We start from the raw sequence: 16140 nt of genomic DNA, 5'->3' as shown, positions 1-16140 counted from the left end.
CCCTATCAGCGGGCGGCGCGAGCCATAGTTACGTCCCCGTAATGATTGTCTCGATCTCGGCCCGCGTCGGCAGCGACGGCTGCGCTCCCGGCCGCGTCGCCGCCAGGGCCCCGGCGGCGCAGGCGAAGGATAGCGCCGCCTCCGCCTCCATGCCTTCCAGCAACGCCACGCAGATCGCCCCGACGAAGGCGTCTCCCGCCCCGGTGGCGTCCACCGCCGCCACCTTCGGCGGCGCGGCCCGCGCGATCTCTCCGCCGCGCTGGTGCATGACCGCGCCCCTCGCTCCCAGGGTCGTCACCACCCGGCCGCCGCCCTGATGCAGCACCTCGCCATAGAAGGCCGCCTCGGTCTCGTTGACCACGATCAGGTCGGCCCGCCGCAGCAACTGGTCCGACACCGGCTGCGCCGGGGCCAGGTTGACGCAGACGAAGTCCGTCGCCCGTCCCGCCGCCGCCTCGACCACATCGAGAGGCAGTTCCAGCTGCAGGATCAGCGCGCCCTCGATCCGGGCGGGCAGTTGCGTCGCCGTCATCCTGTGATTGGCCCCCGCCGCCACGACGATCTGGTTCTCGCCCGAGGGATCGACGGCGATCAGCGCCACGCCCGTCGGCGCCTCCGGATCGGTCTCCACCTCCGACAGGTCGACCCCGCCGGCCTCCAGCAGCGCCAGCGCCTCCTCGGCCATGGCGTCGTCGCCGACCCGTCCGACCAGGCGGACCTCCGCCCCCAGCCTTTGCGCCGCCAGCGCCTGATTGGCTCCCTTGCCGCCCGGATGGCGCGCCAGCGTCGCCCCCGTCACCGTCTCCCCGGCCCGCGGCAGCTGCGGCGCGGTGGCCACCAGGTCCAGGTTGATCGAGCCGACGACAGTGATCTTCAAGGCGCCCCTCCCGGCGAAGGGCCGCACGGCGCGGCCGGACCTGAGCGGTTATGCCCCGGCCGCGACCGCGCCGCCACAGAGGCGCCGTTCAGCGCCCTAGAATTTGCGTCCGACGCCCAGCGACACGACCCACGGATCGAGCGCCACGTCGCTCTCCAGGGCCCCGCCGTTGATGCTGGCCTCGGTGTCGAACCAGACCTTCTTGACGTCGAGGTTCAGCGTCCACGGCCCGGTCAGGGCGACGTCCGCTCCCGCCTGCAGGGCGTAGCCGAAGCCGTCTTCCAGATCGACGGTGAAGCCGTTCTTGTCCTCGCCGTCGAAGAACAGCATGTAGTTCACGCCCGCGCCGACATAGGGGCTGACGCGCGCTTCCGGCATGGGCCGGTACTGCAGGGTGACCACGGGCGGCAGCACCCAGGTCTCGTGCACCGCCACGTCGACGCCAGGCCCCTGCGCCCGGATCTCGTGCTGCGTCGCGCCGAGGATGGCCTCGACCGAGACATGGTCGGTCAGGAAATAGGTGAAGCCCAGCGTCGGCATGATGTCGTCGCCGACCTCGACGTTCAGGCCCGAGGGGACGCCCGCCCCATTGGTGATCGCATCGTCGGCGTCGCTCGACACCTGGGTCACGCGGCCGGTCACGATCCAGTCGCCCTTGCGCGCCACCTGCCAGTCGTTCGAGGTCTGGGCCAGGGCCCCGCCCGCGGCCCCGCTCGCCAGCGTCATGGCCAAGGCGGCGGCGGCCAGGGTGATGTTCCGTTTCATCGTCGTCTTCCACGACGCAGCCCGACGGCGACATGCGGCCGGTGCGGCGTCGCGGGGGTCATGCGTCCGCATCCGCCGGCCCGCCTTGCGCCGGCGCAAAACCCTGGCCGTGGAAGCTGCGTCAGTTTGTCCCCGTCGTCCCCACGGCGGCGGCGATCAGGGCGAAGACGCCGTCCGCGTCCGCCGCCGTCGCCCAGCGGTGCGGCAGACTTCCCGCCACCGCCTCGCGGAACTCCACCGCCGTATGCCCCCGGGTCAGCTCGCTCTCCGTCTCCACCCGGACATGGCAGGGCGCCAGTTCAAACAGCGCCGGCTTCAGCAGCCACGCCACCGGACAGGGATCGTGCACCGGCGGCCCCCACTCAGGCAAAGAGGGCCAGCCGACGATCTCGCGCTCGATCCGCTGCGAGAAGCGCATCATTGACGCCGCCGTCGCCGCCTTCGCCGTTCCGATCGCCTCCAGCAGCGCGATCCGTTCCTCCGTCGCCCGCACCTGGTGCGTCGCATCGAGGCCGAACAGCACCACCTCGCAGCCGCTGGCCAGCACCTCGGCCGCCGCCTCGGGGTCGGCCCAGATGTTGAATTCCGCCGAGGCCGTGATGTTGCCGCCCTCCGACCGGGCCCCGCCCATCACCGCCACGGGCCCCAGCCGCGCCGCCAGTTCCGGCGCCTCGCGCAAGGCCAGCGCCAGATTGGTCATCGGCCCCATCACCGCCAGCGCCACGGACCGCTCCGGCCGCGCCATGACCAGATCGATGATGGCATCCACCGCATGACCGTCCGCACACGGAGCGTCCGGTTCGAACGGCGCCAGGTCGCCCAGCCCCTCGGCCCCGTGGAACTCCCCCGCCCCCGCCGGCTCGCGCCGCAGCGGCCGTTCCGCCCCCGCGAACACCGGCACGTCCTCGCGCCCGGCGATCTGGCGCAGCATCCGGGCGTTCCGCGCCGTCTTCTCCACCGGCACGTTTCCGCCCACGGCTGTGACGGCCAGCAGCTCGAACTCGCCCGCGCCGAAGGCGAGCATCAGCGCCACGGCGTCGTCCACGCCCGGGTCGCAATCGATGATGAGGGATTGTCTGTTCACGCCCGAGCAATGGAGCGCCGCGCGCCGACAGGCAAGCGGGTCAGCGGCACGCCTTCACGCAGGCCGCCGCCAGCACCTCGGCGGAATCCACCAGCGGCGCGCTGACGTCCCCCGCCTCCAGCAGCAGCGGCACCTCCGTGCAGCCGGCGATGACCACCTCGGCCCCCGCCCCGACCAGCGCCGCCGCCAGCCGCCTCATCTCCGCCCGCGGCCCCTCGCCCGTGTCGCCCGCCTTGACCGCATTGATGCAGGTCATCACCGCCTCGCGGTCGGATCCGGCCAGCCGCACGATCCTTGCGCCCTTCGCCTGCAGCGCGCGCGCGTACAGCGCCTCCCCGCCGGGCGTGGCCAGCACTCCGATCTTCCTCGCCCCGCCCGCCACGGCCGTTCCGGTCGTCTCGGCGATCATGTCGACGAAGGGCAGGCCGACCTTGCGGATGCTCCCCGTCAGGGCGTGGGCGGTGTTGCACGGCATGGCCAGAACCTGTGCCCCGGCGTCGCGCAGCCGCATGGCCATCTGCCCCAGCACGGCTTCGGCCGCATCGGGCGCCCGCTGCCGGTCCGGCACCTGCGGATTGATGTCGGCCAGGATGCGGATGTGGTCCGCGTCCCGCCCGGCCGGGGTCAACGCCTGCACCCGCGCCAGGAACGCCACCGTCGCCGCCGGTCCCATCCCGCCCAGCACGCCCAGCACCTTGCCCATCTCGCCTCCGCTCCCGTTCGGCCGCCCTTATGCGCCGGAATCGCGCCGCGGCGCCAATGCGGGCCCGGCGAGACCCGCGACGGCCCGTCCTGCAACTTCGCGCCGTCCCGCCGGTTCAGCCTCGACACATCGATGGAGGAACGGACATGACCCGCTTCAAGGTGGGCTATCTGGTCGGCAGCCTGGCCGCGGCCTCGATCAACCGCAAACTGGCCCTGGCGCTCGCCCGCCTCGCGCCCGACGAGCTCGAACTGTCGGAGATCCCCTACCGCGACCTGCCGCTCTACAGCTACGATTTCGACCCCGACTATCCGCCGGTGGCGCGCGCCTTCAAGGCCGCCATCACCGCCTCCGACGCCATCCTGTTCGTTACGCCCGAGTACAACCGCTCCATCCCCGGCCCGCTCAAGAACGCCATCGACTGGGCCAGCCGCCCCTATGGAACCAACGCCTTCGCGCGCAAGCCGGCGGCCGTCATCGGCGCCTCGCCGGGCTCGATCGGCACGGCGGTGGCCCAGCAGCACCTGAAGAGCGTGCTCGGCTTTTGCAACGCGCCGCTGATGAACTCGCCCGAGGCCTATATCCAGTTCACGCCTGGCCTGATCACCGACGAGGGCGAGGTGACGGTCGCCTCCACCGGGGAGTTCCTCACCAACTTCATGGCCGAGTTCGCCGGCTTCATCGGCCGGGTCTACACGGTGCTGCCGCGGGGGCAGTAAGCGCTCGTGCATCCTTCTCCCGTCGCGGGAGCAGAAAGCTCCTACAGCCCCGCCCCCACCACGCTCTCGTAGCCGAACAGCCCCTGCGCCCCGCCGGTGTGCAGGAACACCACCGTCTCTCCCTTGAACGCGCCCTTCCGCGCCAGGGCGATCAGACCCTTCATCGCCTTGGCGCTGTAGACCGGGTCCAGCACGATCCCGTCGGTCCGCGCCGCCAGCACCAGGGCGTCGATCACGCCCTGATCCACCAGGCCGTAGCCCTCCCCGACATAGTCGCAGTCGGCTGCGACCATCTCCGCCGTCACCGCCTCCGGCCGACCCAGCAGGGCCGCCGTCTCGCGCGCCAGCTTCAGCACATTCTCCTCCTGCTTCGCCTTCGGCGCCCGCACCCCGATGCCCAGCACCGGGATGTCCGCCCCCATCACCGCCAGGCCGGCAACCAGCCCGGCGTGCGTCCCGGCGCTGCCCGTCGCCGTCACGATCCGGTCGACCCGCAGGTCCAGCTCGTCGGCCCCGACCACGATCTCGCGCGCGCAGTCGACATAGCCCAGCGCCCCGACCGGGTTCGAGCCGCCGCCGGGGATGACGTAGGGCCGCCCGCCCCGCGCCCGCACCTCGTCCGCCGTCTTTTCCAGTTCGGCCGGCATATCGGAACCGCCGGCCACGAACCGAACCCCGGCCCCGAACAGCCGGTCCAGCAGCACGTTGCCATTGGCCACATAGTCGTGCGCCTTCGACCCGGTCCGCTCTTCCAGGATGACCTCGCAGGCCAGGCCGTGCGCCGCCGCCGCCGCCGCCGTCTGGCGCACATGGTTCGACTGCACCGCCCCTTGCGTCACCAGCGTATCGGCCTCCTGCTCGAAGGCCTCGCCGAGCAGGAATTCCAGTTTGCGCGTCTTGTTGCCGCCGCCCGCCAGACCGGTGCAGTCGTCACGCTTGATCCACAGGTCGACGCCCAGTTCCTCCGACAATCGCGGCAGCGGCTCCAGCGGCGTCGGCAGGTGGGCGAGGCGTACGCGGGGGAAACGGGCGAGGTGCATGGCGGGCTCCTTGATGCGCTCCGTCACTAGCCCCATCGCCGCCCGCACCCAAGCGCACTCCTGAAACGAGAAAAGTCGGAGACCGCCCGGAACCGATCCCGCCGACCGCTGTTTATCGATCGGACCAAGCGGCGATGCGCGCTCGACTAGTCCACCAGCGGCCCGGCCTCTGCCACGCCCCCCCGACGCAGGCCGGGCCGCTACCTTCTCTCCCCATCACCGTCATCGACCGTCATCCTCGGGCTTGACCCGAGGGCCAGACCGTCCGGTGCCCCGTCGAGGCGCTGCGGGCGCGGGCGTTGGGCCGTCCCCATCGCACAGTCCCGCCCCCACCTCCGATCCTCGGATCACGTCCGAGGATGACGGCGGGCGGGGGCCTCGGCAGTTGGCCCCCAGCCCCTGGACCCAAGACCGTGGACCCTGGACCCTGGACCCTGGACCCTAGACCCTGCCCCCAAGACCCTACATCCTTCCCGCATGGCCGAATCGCCTGCCCCCGCCCGCCTGCGCGACCGCTCCGCCACCGAGGCCCTCATCGTCGAGGCCGGCGAGCGCATCCTGCTGCGCGACGGCTTCCCCGGCCTCAACGTCCAGACCCTCGCCGCCGAGGCCGGTTGCGACCGCAAGCTGGTCTATCGCTATTTCGACGGCGCCGACGGCGTGGTCGAGCGCATCGCCGCCCGCGCCCACGCCGGCCTCGTCCGTTTCCTCGACTCCACCCCCGCCTCCGGGACCGAGTCGCTGCGCGCCTTCGCCCGCGAGAGCCTGTCGGCCTGGCTCGGCGCCCTGCGCGCCAGCCCCCTGACCCTGCGGCTGATGGCCTGGGCCCTGGTTGAGTCCTCCCCCCTGCTCAACCGCATCGAGGTCGAGCGTTCGGCGGTGCTTCAGGCCTGGATGCGCGAGCGTCGCCCCCGCCTGCGCACCCCGCCGACCGGCGACGCCGTGGCGATCAACGCCGTCCTGCTGGCCGCCGTGCAGCACCTCGCCCTGTCCGGCGGAACCCGTCCCGGCGTCGGCGGCGTCGCCCTCGACGAGGCCGGTTGGGCGCGGATAGAGACGGCGCTGGACCAGCTTCTGGTGGTGTTTCCGGACTGAATCGCCGGACGGGCCCGCTCCGGCGCATCTGGATGCCCGCGCCACGGCCTCAGGTCAGGAGTCGCCTTGTCCGGTGGATTGCCATGATCGACGCCCGTCCGGCCGCCCGGCTGAAACGCTACGCCCCCGGCCTGCGCCAGCCGTCCCATGCTCACGACGGCGCGCATCTGTCCCTGGTCCTCGCGGGCGGCTTCTGCGAGACGGACTCCCGCGGCGCCCACGCCATCGCCGCCGGACGGACGGGGCTGCGGCCCGAGGGCCTTCGTCACGAAGTTCGTTTCGGCGCCGCGGGCGCCGTGATCCTGACGTTCGAACCGCCTCCGCGCGCCGACGGCCGACCCGCCGTCACCGATCCGGCCTGGTCGCCGATGCTGCCGCGCGCTCACCTGCGCCGCCTCACGCCGATGCTGCTGGAAGACGGCGAGGCCGCGCTTGAGGCTGCGTGGGATCTGCTCGCCCTCTGCGACACCGAGCCTGTCCGCCCCCGCCCGGATCCCTGGTTGCGCGCCGTCCACGACCAGCTGATCGAAGCGCCGGCCGGCGCCCGCCTCACCGGCATCGCACACCGGGCGGGCCGCCATCGGGTCCATCTGGGACGAGCCTTCCTCGCCGCCTATGGCGAACCTCCGTCGGTCTTCCGCCGCCGCGCGATGCTGGACCGGGCCCTGTGCCTCAAGGCGCTGGGTCTCCCCGCCGCGCTCGCCGCCGTGGACGCCGGCTTCGCCGACCAGAGCCATTTCGCCCGCGCCTGCCGCGACGTCTACGGCCTGCCTCCGGGCCGGCTGATGGCCCGCACGGCCCAGGTTGCATTCGTCCAATATCCCGACGCCGGGCCCCGCCAGTCTGCCGCTGCCGTTCCGGAGACCCCATGCGCCGCCATCTCTTCACCGTCCTGTCCGCCCTTTCGATCCTCGCAGACCCCGCCGCCGCCGCCGGCCACGCGGAGCTCGCGTCGGCCCTGACCGCGGCGCGGCAGGTCGCTCCAGCGAGCGAGGCCGATTTCCACCACGCCGCCGGGGCGGTGCTCGGCCTCGCCCGCGTCGCCGCCGAACAATCGGGAGCGGCGCCCGCCCTGTCGGTGGTGATGGTCCGGCGCGGACAGCCGCCGCTCGTCTGGACCCACGGCCGCCTCTCGGCCGATCCCCGGTCACCCGCCGCCACCGGCGACACCCCCTTCTATGTCGCGTCCCAGACCAAGGCCTTCGTCGGCCTTCTCGCGGTGAAGCTGGACGCCGAAGGGGTTTTCGACCTCGATCAGTCCATCGCGGACATCTGGCCCGAGGCATCCCTGCCGCCGGGCGCCGAGCCGGCGGCCATCACCTTCCGCGACCTGCTCAGCCATCAGGGTCCGTTCGAGAACGAGGCCCTCACCTTCCGGACGGCCTACAGCGACCGCGTCGCCGCGAGCGACTATGGCCGCCTGCTCTCGACCGGCTCCGAAGCGCGCGCGCCCGGCTTCGACTATTCAAACCTCGGCTATCTGCTCTACGGCGCCGCGCTGGAGCTGAAGACCGGACGCGACTGGCGCGACTGGCTCGACGCGGCCCTGCTCCAGCCCGCCGGCATGACTCGTTCCGGCGCACGTCCCGGCCGCTTCGACGGCCTGCCCTCCTATCATCGCTGGATGGGAGCGCGGGGCTGGGACACCTTCGCGGGCAAGCCGGACGACCTGATGCATGCGGCCGGCGGGCTGGTGGTGGCGCCGAACGATATGGCCCGCTGGCTGGCCATCCAGCTGGGCGAGGCCAATGAGGCAGTGCGTCCCGAATGGGTCCGCGAGGCCCAGACGCGGCAGGTCTCCGCGGAGATCGAGGGGGACGTCATCGCCTGCCAGGGCTACGCCCTCGGCTGGAACATCTGCCGTCTCGGCTCCGTCGACATCCGCGCCCACGGCGGCAGCTACACCGGCATGCGTTCGTCGATGGCGGTTTCGCCGGAGCTGGGGATCGCCATCGCCGTCTTCTCGACGAGCGACAGCCTGACCGGAGGGTTGAGCCAGACCCTGATCCAGACCTTCTTCGAAACGGCCCAGGATCCGGCCCGACCGACCCCGTCGCCCGAGGATTTCGGCGCCCGGTACGCCGCGCGCCTGTCCGCCTTCGCCGAACGCCGCATGGCCCAGGTCGACGAGCGCCGCGCCGGCGAACCGTGGGCGGGCTGGGCCTGGCGGCCGACCGCGGCCGATCGCGCCGCCTACGCCGGCCGATACCGCCATCCGACGCTCGGGGACTGTGTCGTCTCCGCCGACGGCGAGGTCGTCTACGCCCGCCTGGGCGTCGTCGGGCGCGCGCTGGAGCCCGCCGCGCCAGACCTGTTCGCCATCTCCGACGGCCTCGCCGACCCGCCGGACCCCTTCCGTTTCGAGCGGGCGGATGGACGCGTGACGGCCGTCATCTGGCAGGACCAGCGGTTCGAGCGCATCGACTGACGTTCCGCGCGCGGGGAGCGGAGCGCCCGCTCAGGCGTTGCCGTATTCATGAGCCCCGCCGCCGTCCAGACCCGCCGCGAAACCGCCTACGCCCGCGACCTCGGCCGGGCCTTCGCCGGCGCCCTGCTGTTCAGCCTGCCGCTGCTGATGACCATGGAGATGTGGTGGTTCGGCTTCACCCTGCATCCGGCCCGCCTCGCCGTCTTCCTGCTCGCGGCCGTGCCGCTGCTGGTCGGCCTCGCCTTCTTCGCCGGCTTCAGCCACCGGCACCACGGCCTCGTCCACGCCGTGCTCGACACCTTCGTGGCCCTGGCCGTCGGCTATCTGACCGCCGCCCTGCTCCTGACCGTCATGGCCATCCTCGAGCCGGACGGGCCGCTGCGCCAGTCGGTCGGCCAGGTCGCCCTGCAGTCCGTGCCCGGGGCCATGGGGGCCCTGCTGGCCCGGCGTCAGCTCAGCGCCGGCCGCGGCGACGGCGACGAGGCCGAGGCCCGCTATCCCGGCGAACTGTTCCTGATGGTCGCCGGGGCCCTGTTCCTCGCCCTCAATGTCGCCCCGACCGAGGAGATGATCCTGATCGCCTACCGGATGACGCCGTGGCACGCCGTGGCCCTGATCGCCGTCTCCCTCGCCGTCATGCACGCCATCGTCTACCGCACCGGCTTCGCCGGCGAGCACGAGCAGGGCCATCCGGCCACCGCCTTCCTCCACTACACCCTCGCCGGCTACGGCCTGGTGCTGCTGGTCAGCCTCTATGTGCTGTGGGTGTTCGGCCGCACCGACGGCCACGGCCTGACCGAGATCGTCGACGCCGCCGTCGTCCTGTCCTTCCCCGGCGCCCTCGGGGCCGCCGCCGCCCGCCTGCTGGTGTAGCCATGCCGTCGAGGAAGCCCGCCCCGCAGACGAAGCCGCCCGTCCTCGAATGGATCATGGGCGGCCTCGGCCTGCTCCTGACCCTCGCCGTGCTCGCCATCATGCTGCGCGAGGCCCTGGCCCCCGGCGGCCCGCCCGCGATCGAGCCGGCCCTGCACGCCGTCCACGGCGGCCCCGGCCGGTGGCGGGCCGAGATCGAGGTGCGCAACACCGGCTCCGAAACCGCCGCCGCCGTGGAGATCGAGGGCGTGCTCGGCGACGAGACCGCCGCCGCCACGATCGACTACGTCCCCGCCGGCGGCCGCGAACGCATCGTCCTCGGCTTCGAACAGGACCCCCGCGCCGGCCTCCGGCTCCGCGCCCGCGGCTGGACCGAGCCCTGACGGATTGAACCCGTCGCCCCTCAGGCGTAAGGCTGAACCGTTCTCCGGGGGGTCGCGCCTGAGCGGCTGAGATTGGGGTGATCCCCTGACCCGTCGAACCTGATCCGGGTCATGCCGGCGAAGGGATGAGACGCGCGGTCCGGACGCCACAGGACCCTCGCCCGACGTCGGCGCCCTCAACACCGAGGCCGCCATGAACATCGCCGTCACGCCCCCCAAGGCATCCGAGGCTCAAGCAGAGAGCGGCCGCGTCGCGAGCGATAGCCTCCCGCTCAAGGACGCCCGCGAGCAGGTGATGCGCGAGACCGGCGCCATCCCCACCGGCGAGCGCGCCGGCAGCCGCAAGGTCTATGTCAGCGGCGAGCTCTACCCCGACATCCGCGTCCCCTTCCGCGAGGTCGCCGTCCACCCCAGCGCCAACGAGCCGCCCGTCACCATCTACGACTCCTCCGGCCCCTACACCGACCCGACGGTCAGTATCGACATCCGCAAGGGCCTGCCCAAGGTCAAATCCTCATGGCAGCTCGACCGCGGCGACATCGCCCCCGTCGCCAATCCCCGCGACGTCCGCCCCGAGGACAACGGCCACGCCTCGGGGCGCCACCTCGCCCCCCGCTTCGACACCTCGAACCACCGCGTCTTCAAGGGCGTCCCCGGCCGCCCGGTCACCCAGTACGAATACGCCAAGGCCGGGATCATCACCCCCGAGATGGAATACGTCGCCATCCGCGAGAACCTGCGCCGCGAACAGACCGCGCCCTGCATCCGCGACGGCGAGGATTTCGGCGCCAGCATTCCCGACTTCGTCACCCCCGAGTTCGTGCGTCAGGAGATCGCCCGCGGCCGCGCCATCATCCCGCACAACATCAACCACCCCGAGGTCGAGCCGATGATCATCGGCCGCAACTTCCTGGTGAAGATCAACGCCAACATCGGCAACTCCGCCGTCCTCAGCTCCGTCGACGACGAGGTCGACAAGCTGGTCTGGGCCACCCGCTGGGGCGCCGACAACGTCATGGACCTGTCGACCGGCCGCAACATCCACAACATCCGCGACTGGATCATCCGCAACTCCAGCGTCCCCATCGGCACCGTGCCCATCTACCAGGCGCTGGAGAAGGTCGGCGGCGTCGCCGAGGACCTGACCTGGGAGGTCTATCGCGACACCCTGATCGAACAGGCCGAACAGGGCGTCGACTATTTCACCATCCACGCCGGCGTCCGCCTCCCGTTCATCCCGCTGACTGCTGAGCGCGTCACCGGCATCGTCTCGCGCGGCGGCTCGATCATGGCCAAGTGGTGCCTCAGCCACCACAAGGAGTCCTTCCTCTACGAGCATTTCGCCGAGATCTGCGAGATCATGCGCGCCTACGACGTCAGCTTCAGCCTCGGCGACGGCCTGCGCCCCGGCTCCATCGCCGACGCCAACGACGAGGCCCAGTTCGCCGAGCTGCGCACCCTCGGCGAGCTGACCAAGGTCGCCTGGGACCACGGCTGCCAGGTCATGATCGAGGGCCCCGGCCACGTGCCGATGCACAAGATCAAGGCCAACATGGATGAGCAGCTGAAACACTGCCACGAGGCGCCCTTCTACACCCTCGGCCCCCTGACCACCGACATCGCCCCCGGCTACGACCACATCACCAGCGCCATCGGCGCGGCCATGATCGGCTGGTTCGGCACCGCCATGCTCTGCTACGTCACGCCCAAGGAGCACCTCGGCCTGCCCGACCGCCAGGACGTCAAGGACGGCGTCATCACCTACAAGATCGCCGCCCACGCCGCCGACCTGGCCAAGGGCCACCCCGCCGCCCGCGCCCACGACGACGCCCTCAGCCGCGCCCGGTTCGAGTTCCGCTGGGAGGACCAGTTCAACCTCGGCCTCGACCCCGAGACCGCCCGCAAATACCACGACGCCACCCTGCCGAAAGAGGCCCACAAGACCGCCCATTTCTGCAGCATGTGCGGCCCGAAATTCTGCTCCATGAAGATCAGCCAGGACATCCGCAGGGACGCCCAGGCGCAGAACGACGCGGGCGGCTCGCTGGCCGAGGCGGAGGCCGGTATGGCCGAGATGAGCGCGAAGTTCCGGGCCGGCGGCGGGGTGGTGGAGGTGAAGGTGTAGTATCCATTTCCCTTTACAACCCAGCCTCGCTGGCGAAACTGCCGCGAAGCATCTGAGGGGGCATCGTGAAGATCGGCAGTGTAGCGGAAGTCGTCCAGTCACTGCAGCGAGCGCGAGCAGAGGCTCGCGAAGCTGGACGACCCTTAGCTAGAGCCCTTTTCTTTATCGGGGCGGGCTGCTCACGGTCTGCGGGTGTTCCGCTAGCTGCAGAAATTGCACGGGATCTCGTTTGCCGCCTTGCTACTGCCTATAATCTACCTTGTTCGGACGACAGCGCGGACGCCGCCTTTACCGCGCTTCGGGACGCAAACCACTTCGCTGGAGTCCCCACAGCCCCCGATATCGATTGGTATGGCGTCTATGACGCTGTATTTCAGGACCACTACAAGACTCCCGATCATGCCCGTAACGTTTTCAAAAGAGCGATTTCTTCAGCTAGAGGCCAGATTAACTGGGCTCATCTTTGCTTAGGAGAACTGGTCTCGCAAGGATACTGCTCCACCATTGTAACGACCAACTTTGATCTTCTCGTTTTGGAAGGTATGGCGGCAGCCGGTGTTATCCCAGTTGTATCGGACGGACTGGAATCCTTGGGTCGAATTGACGGCGATCCGGATTACCCCCAACTCATTCAACTGAACGGGAGCATACATACGTATAGACTAAGAAATAAGCCAGAAGAGATCGAGGCCGTTGCCCGTGATGAGGTCGCGTCTGCGTGTATACGGGATCTAGTACGTAGCACCGGGACAATAATATTTATAGGATACGCCGGTCGAGAAAAGGCCATAATGAGCCTACTCAAGAAAGCTCTCACGGAATTCAGCGAAAAGGAAGTTTACTGGTGCTCATACGACGGGAATCCTGACCGTATAGGCGACGGAGCCCGGGAGATTATGGTGGGAAATCCGAACGCAAGGATTCTACTGAAGCAGGACGCCGACAGATTCTTTTTCGAACTTTGTCGCGATATCGGGGTGGGTTCCCCTCGGTTCGTAAGGGATCCTCTTGGCTCGATAGCCGATCAGGCCGTGCGAGTTGTTAAGCCGACCGGCCAAGGCACCGCAAAGGACATCCGGACTGAGATTGAGCGCTTAGGGCAACTCCTAGGATCGGCTCGCGAGTCAGCGGAACGGGAAAAAAACGCGCACCAAATTGATAGCCTTCTCGCCGTAGCGAGAGAGCAAAGACTGAAGGGGCAAGACAAAGCAGCTCTGGAGACCTTGAGGCCGATTTTAGAATCCGCTGATCCAGTCCCGGCAGCCTTAGCTGATGCGGCAGTGAGTGCTTTCCGCATTGCCGAGAGCAAAAGCTCGCCTGACGACATCGCTGAGTCGGTTCGATTGTCCCTGCTCGCGGCCCAGAAGGCCGACATCAACACACCGCAATGGGCGATTGCTCAGTCGAGACTAGGAGATGCACTCCTGCTGGCCGCTGCCGGGCACGATAATATGACATTGCTAGAGAGGTCGCTCGATGCCTACGAAAAGTCGCTTTCCGCAATAACGAAGGAGAATGACCCGGACGTTTGGGCGGAGATTAAAAATAACATCGGCGTTATACATTGGCATATGTTCGAGCTTAAGACTGACAAGGCGTTCGTTGATAATGCCTTGCAGGCATTTGATGAGGCTCAGTCCGTGAGAACACGGCGAGATCAGCCGATACAATGGGGCGCAACACAGACAAGTAAAGCGACGGCACTATTCTGCCTTGGTGAGGATTTGGGTGACGTAGAAATTCTAACGACCGCCGCAGAATGGCTAAAGGAGGCTCTTGAAGAACTCACAAAGGATAGATTGCCTCATGAGTGGTCGGTCTGCACCCACAATCTGGCGTCAATTTACGCCACGATTGGTGAGATTAACAATGACATCGAAAGCCTTAACACTGCTCTAGACCTATACAATGTCCTCTTGCCTGAAGAGGACCCCGTTTACCCGACGAACTCTCTTGGGCTACTGAAGAATAGAGCGGATGTATTGGCTTCCCTTGGGGAAATCACTGAGAATCTCGGATTGATAGACGAGGCTGTATCATCTTATGACAGCTACCTGACGAAGGTTCGTGATTTGGGTATGGATTTATTCGAGAAACGCGCTGAAGTTGCTCGAGAACTTGCGCTTTCTGTTCGAGAGAAGATTGCTAGCAAAGAATGATCCCTCGCTGAATCATGGCGAAGGCTAGAAGTTTGCATTTATCCCCCTCAAAGCCTCCTCAAACACCCCTGCCGGCTGCCCGCCCGAGATCAGCCATTTCCCCTCCACCACCACCGCCGGCACGCCGGTGATGCCGCGCGAGACCCACACGCCTCCCCTTCCCCTCGAGGGGGAAGGGGTCGGGGGATGGGGTGGAGGCAGGCGGCGTCCGGAGCTGGCGCGGGAGGCGTTCGAGCCCTTCGGCGGGCCGTGAACAAGCAGCGTGCCTCCACCCCTCCCAACCCTCCCCCTCGAGGGGAGGGCTATTCGTTGGCCATCCCCCGCAACGCCTCCTCGAACACCCCCGCCGGCTGCCCCCCGCTGATCAGCCATTTCCCCTCCACCACCACCGCCGGCACGCCGGTAATGCCGCGCGAGACCCACAGCGCCTCCGCCGCCCGCACCGCGTCGGCGTAGCGCCCCTCCGCCAGCACCGCCTCCGCCTCGGCCCGGTCCAGCCCCGCCGCCTCCGCCGCCCCGGCCAGCACCCCCGCGTCGCCCATGTCCTCGCCCCGCGTGAAATGCGCCTCGAACAGCGCCCGCTTCAGCGCCGCCTGCGCGTCCAGGCCTTTGGCAGACCCCGCCGTCTCCCCCGCCCAGTGCAGCAGCCGGTGGGCGTCGAAGGTGTTCCAGATGCGGCTGTCCTCACCCATCCGCATCTGAAACCCCGGCCACGCCTCGGCCGCCCGCTCGGTGATCATGGCCCGGTTCTTCGCCGACTGCTCCGGCGTCGAGCCGTACTTCCGGCCGATATGCTCGACGATGTTCTCCCCCTCGGGCGGCATCTGCGGGTTCAGCTCGAACGGCTGGAAACGCACCTGCGCCTCGATCCCCTCCCCCTTCAGCCGCTCCAGCGCCTCCGTCAGCCCACCCAGCCCCACCACGCACCAGGGGCAGACGATGTCCGAGACGAAGTCGATGTGCAGGGTGCGGGGCATGGGGGCAACATAGGCAGTCCTCCCCCACCGGGGGTAGAGGAGGATCGCATGCGATCCGACGATCGGACCGCGCGAAGCGTGGTGGAGGGGGCGGCGGGTCGTCGGGCGGCCGCCGTGACGCTGTGCTGACAATTCCGGAATCTATAGTCGCATTCAGCGGATAATCCCGCGCCTTTCCCGACACATGGCCTTTTCCCGATACAATCGACGCGCCTGAGAAACGCGCCGGCCCATACTGTTTCCGAACGAAAGGGAACCGAGATGACCGCCCGCCGAACCCCCGCCCGCCGCGCCGCCCCCGCCAGGGTCTGGCAGGCCGTCCGCGCCGACTACATGGCCGGGCTGCCCGCGCATGAGTGCTGCCGCCGCCACGGGGTGACGATGCCGGCCCTGCGGTCCCGGGCCGCGCGCCACCTCTGGCGGCGCATCGACCAGCCGTGGACGCCCGCCAACACCCTCTCCCCCGATGACGAGGGGGTGCAGCTGGAGCAGCGCAGCGAGGGCGATCTCGACCGCATCGACACCTGCGAACTGGTCTTCGTCGCCCACCGCCGCATGCTGCGCTGCGTGCTGCGCGGCGAGGCCGCCGCCGCCCTGCGCTGGCGCCGGGTGGCCCGGGTGCTTGAGGCGGAAGAGGCCGAGGAGCGCCGCTACCTCTGTCAGCAGGAGACGCTCAACAGCATGCGTGTCGCCGAAGAGGCCAGCGGCGCCGCCTGGCTGCGCCCCACGCCGGGCCTTCGGCTGGCGGCCGGCGCCGACTCTGCCGACTCCGCCCCCCCGAATTCCGCCGGCGCCGACTCCGCCGACTCCGCCACACCGAAATTGCCTGATCACCGGGCCGGCGAGCAGACGGAATCGTGACCAGGCCCGGCCCTCCGCTCACAAACCCGTGCAAATCGCCGTTATGTCCAC

At 69.2% G+C, this 16140-nt stretch carries 15 protein-coding genes and 1 riboswitch; of the genes, 9 read left to right on the top strand and 6 right to left on the bottom strand.

Going from position 1 to position 16140, the window contains the following annotated elements; all coding sequences use genetic code 11:
* Nucleotides 1-28: 28 nt before the first annotated feature.
* The 4 genes from VEA62_RS03410 to VEA62_RS03395 all read right to left on the bottom strand — a co-directional run bounded on the left by VEA62_RS03410 (nucleotide 29) and on the right by VEA62_RS03395 (nucleotide 3429).
* Nucleotides 29-877, bottom strand: a complete 849-nt coding sequence (locus VEA62_RS03410; protein WP_324818414.1) for a ribokinase — start codon at nucleotides 875-877, stop codon at nucleotides 29-31.
* Between the two features lie 96 nt (nucleotides 878-973).
* The gene (locus VEA62_RS03405) at nucleotides 974-1642 is read right to left on the bottom strand and encodes an OmpW/AlkL family protein (RefSeq protein ID WP_324818411.1); all 669 of its coding nucleotides are present in this window, start codon (nucleotides 1640-1642) and stop codon (nucleotides 974-976) included.
* Nucleotides 1643-1763: 121 nt separating this feature from the next.
* Entirely contained in the window at nucleotides 1764-2726 is a 963-nt protein-coding gene (locus VEA62_RS03400) for a nucleoside hydrolase (protein ID WP_324818408.1), read from the bottom strand.
* A 40-nt stretch (nucleotides 2727-2766) separates the two neighbouring features.
* Nucleotides 2767-3429, bottom strand: coding sequence for an aspartate/glutamate racemase family protein (locus VEA62_RS03395; protein ID WP_324818405.1), 663 nt, complete (start codon nucleotides 3427-3429; stop codon nucleotides 2767-2769).
* A 146-nt stretch (nucleotides 3430-3575) separates the two neighbouring features.
* Between VEA62_RS03395 and VEA62_RS03390 the strand changes: the two genes are divergently transcribed.
* Entirely contained in the window at nucleotides 3576-4148 is a 573-nt protein-coding gene (locus tag VEA62_RS03390; RefSeq protein ID WP_324818402.1) for an NADPH-dependent FMN reductase, read from the top strand.
* Nucleotides 4149-4189: 41 nt separating this feature from the next.
* On the opposite strand, the gene VEA62_RS03385 is transcribed toward VEA62_RS03390, so the two are convergent.
* Complete coding sequence (locus VEA62_RS03385; protein WP_324818399.1) at nucleotides 4190-5188, bottom strand: D-cysteine desulfhydrase; 999 nt, start codon at nucleotides 5186-5188, stop codon at nucleotides 4190-4192.
* Nucleotides 5189-5665: 477 nt separating this feature from the next.
* On the opposite strand from VEA62_RS03385, the gene VEA62_RS03380 reads away from it, so the two are divergent.
* The 7 genes from VEA62_RS03380 to VEA62_RS03350 all read left to right on the top strand — a co-directional run bounded on the left by VEA62_RS03380 (nucleotide 5666) and on the right by VEA62_RS03350 (nucleotide 14251).
* Nucleotides 5666-6283 (top strand): TetR/AcrR family transcriptional regulator, encoded by a 618-nt coding sequence (locus tag VEA62_RS03380; RefSeq protein ID WP_324818396.1) that lies wholly within the window; start codon nucleotides 5666-5668, stop codon nucleotides 6281-6283.
* An 83-nt stretch (nucleotides 6284-6366) separates the two neighbouring features.
* Nucleotides 6367-7245, top strand: coding sequence for a helix-turn-helix transcriptional regulator (locus VEA62_RS03375; protein WP_324818394.1), 879 nt, complete (start codon nucleotides 6367-6369; stop codon nucleotides 7243-7245).
* The gene (locus VEA62_RS03370) at nucleotides 7152-8711 is read left to right on the top strand and encodes a serine hydrolase (protein ID WP_324818391.1); all 1560 of its coding nucleotides are present in this window, start codon (nucleotides 7152-7154) and stop codon (nucleotides 8709-8711) included. Before VEA62_RS03375 ends, VEA62_RS03370 begins: the two co-directional genes overlap by 94 nt.
* Before the next feature lie 48 nt (nucleotides 8712-8759).
* The gene (locus tag VEA62_RS03365; RefSeq protein ID WP_324818388.1) at nucleotides 8760-9584 is read left to right on the top strand and encodes a TIGR02587 family membrane protein; all 825 of its coding nucleotides are present in this window, start codon (nucleotides 8760-8762) and stop codon (nucleotides 9582-9584) included.
* A 2-nt stretch (nucleotides 9585-9586) separates the two neighbouring features.
* Nucleotides 9587-9967, top strand: coding sequence for a hypothetical protein (locus VEA62_RS03360; RefSeq protein ID WP_324818385.1), 381 nt, complete (start codon nucleotides 9587-9589; stop codon nucleotides 9965-9967).
* Nucleotides 9968-10002: 35 nt separating this feature from the next.
* Nucleotides 10003-10111: riboswitch (TPP riboswitch) on the top strand.
* 151 nt (nucleotides 10112-10262) lie between these two features.
* Nucleotides 10263-12092 (top strand): phosphomethylpyrimidine synthase ThiC, encoded by a 1830-nt coding sequence (gene thiC / locus VEA62_RS03355; RefSeq protein WP_324818550.1) that lies wholly within the window; start codon nucleotides 10263-10265, stop codon nucleotides 12090-12092.
* A gap of 65 nt (nucleotides 12093-12157) precedes the next feature.
* Nucleotides 12158-14251 carry an SIR2 family protein gene (locus VEA62_RS03350; RefSeq protein WP_324818382.1) on the top strand — a complete coding sequence of 698 codons (2094 nt, stop codon included), beginning with the start codon at nucleotides 12158-12160 and terminating at the stop codon, nucleotides 14249-14251.
* Between the two features lie 302 nt (nucleotides 14252-14553).
* Here the strand turns inward: VEA62_RS03350 and VEA62_RS03345 are convergent, their stop codons facing one another.
* Complete coding sequence (locus VEA62_RS03345) at nucleotides 14554-15228, bottom strand: DsbA family oxidoreductase (RefSeq protein ID WP_324818380.1); 675 nt, start codon at nucleotides 15226-15228, stop codon at nucleotides 14554-14556.
* A 261-nt stretch (nucleotides 15229-15489) separates the two neighbouring features.
* Between VEA62_RS03345 and VEA62_RS03340 the strand changes: the two genes are divergently transcribed.
* The gene (locus tag VEA62_RS03340) at nucleotides 15490-16089 is read left to right on the top strand and encodes a hypothetical protein (RefSeq protein WP_324818377.1); all 600 of its coding nucleotides are present in this window, start codon (nucleotides 15490-15492) and stop codon (nucleotides 16087-16089) included.
* The last annotated feature ends 51 nt before the right edge of the window (nucleotides 16090-16140 follow it).

This window comes from Brevundimonas sp. (genome assembly GCF_035627475.1).
Taxonomy (GTDB): Bacteria; Pseudomonadota; Alphaproteobacteria; order Caulobacterales; family Caulobacteraceae; genus Brevundimonas.
Note: the sequence above shows the minus strand (reverse complement) of the source record. Positions and strands in the feature narration are given on the sequence as shown.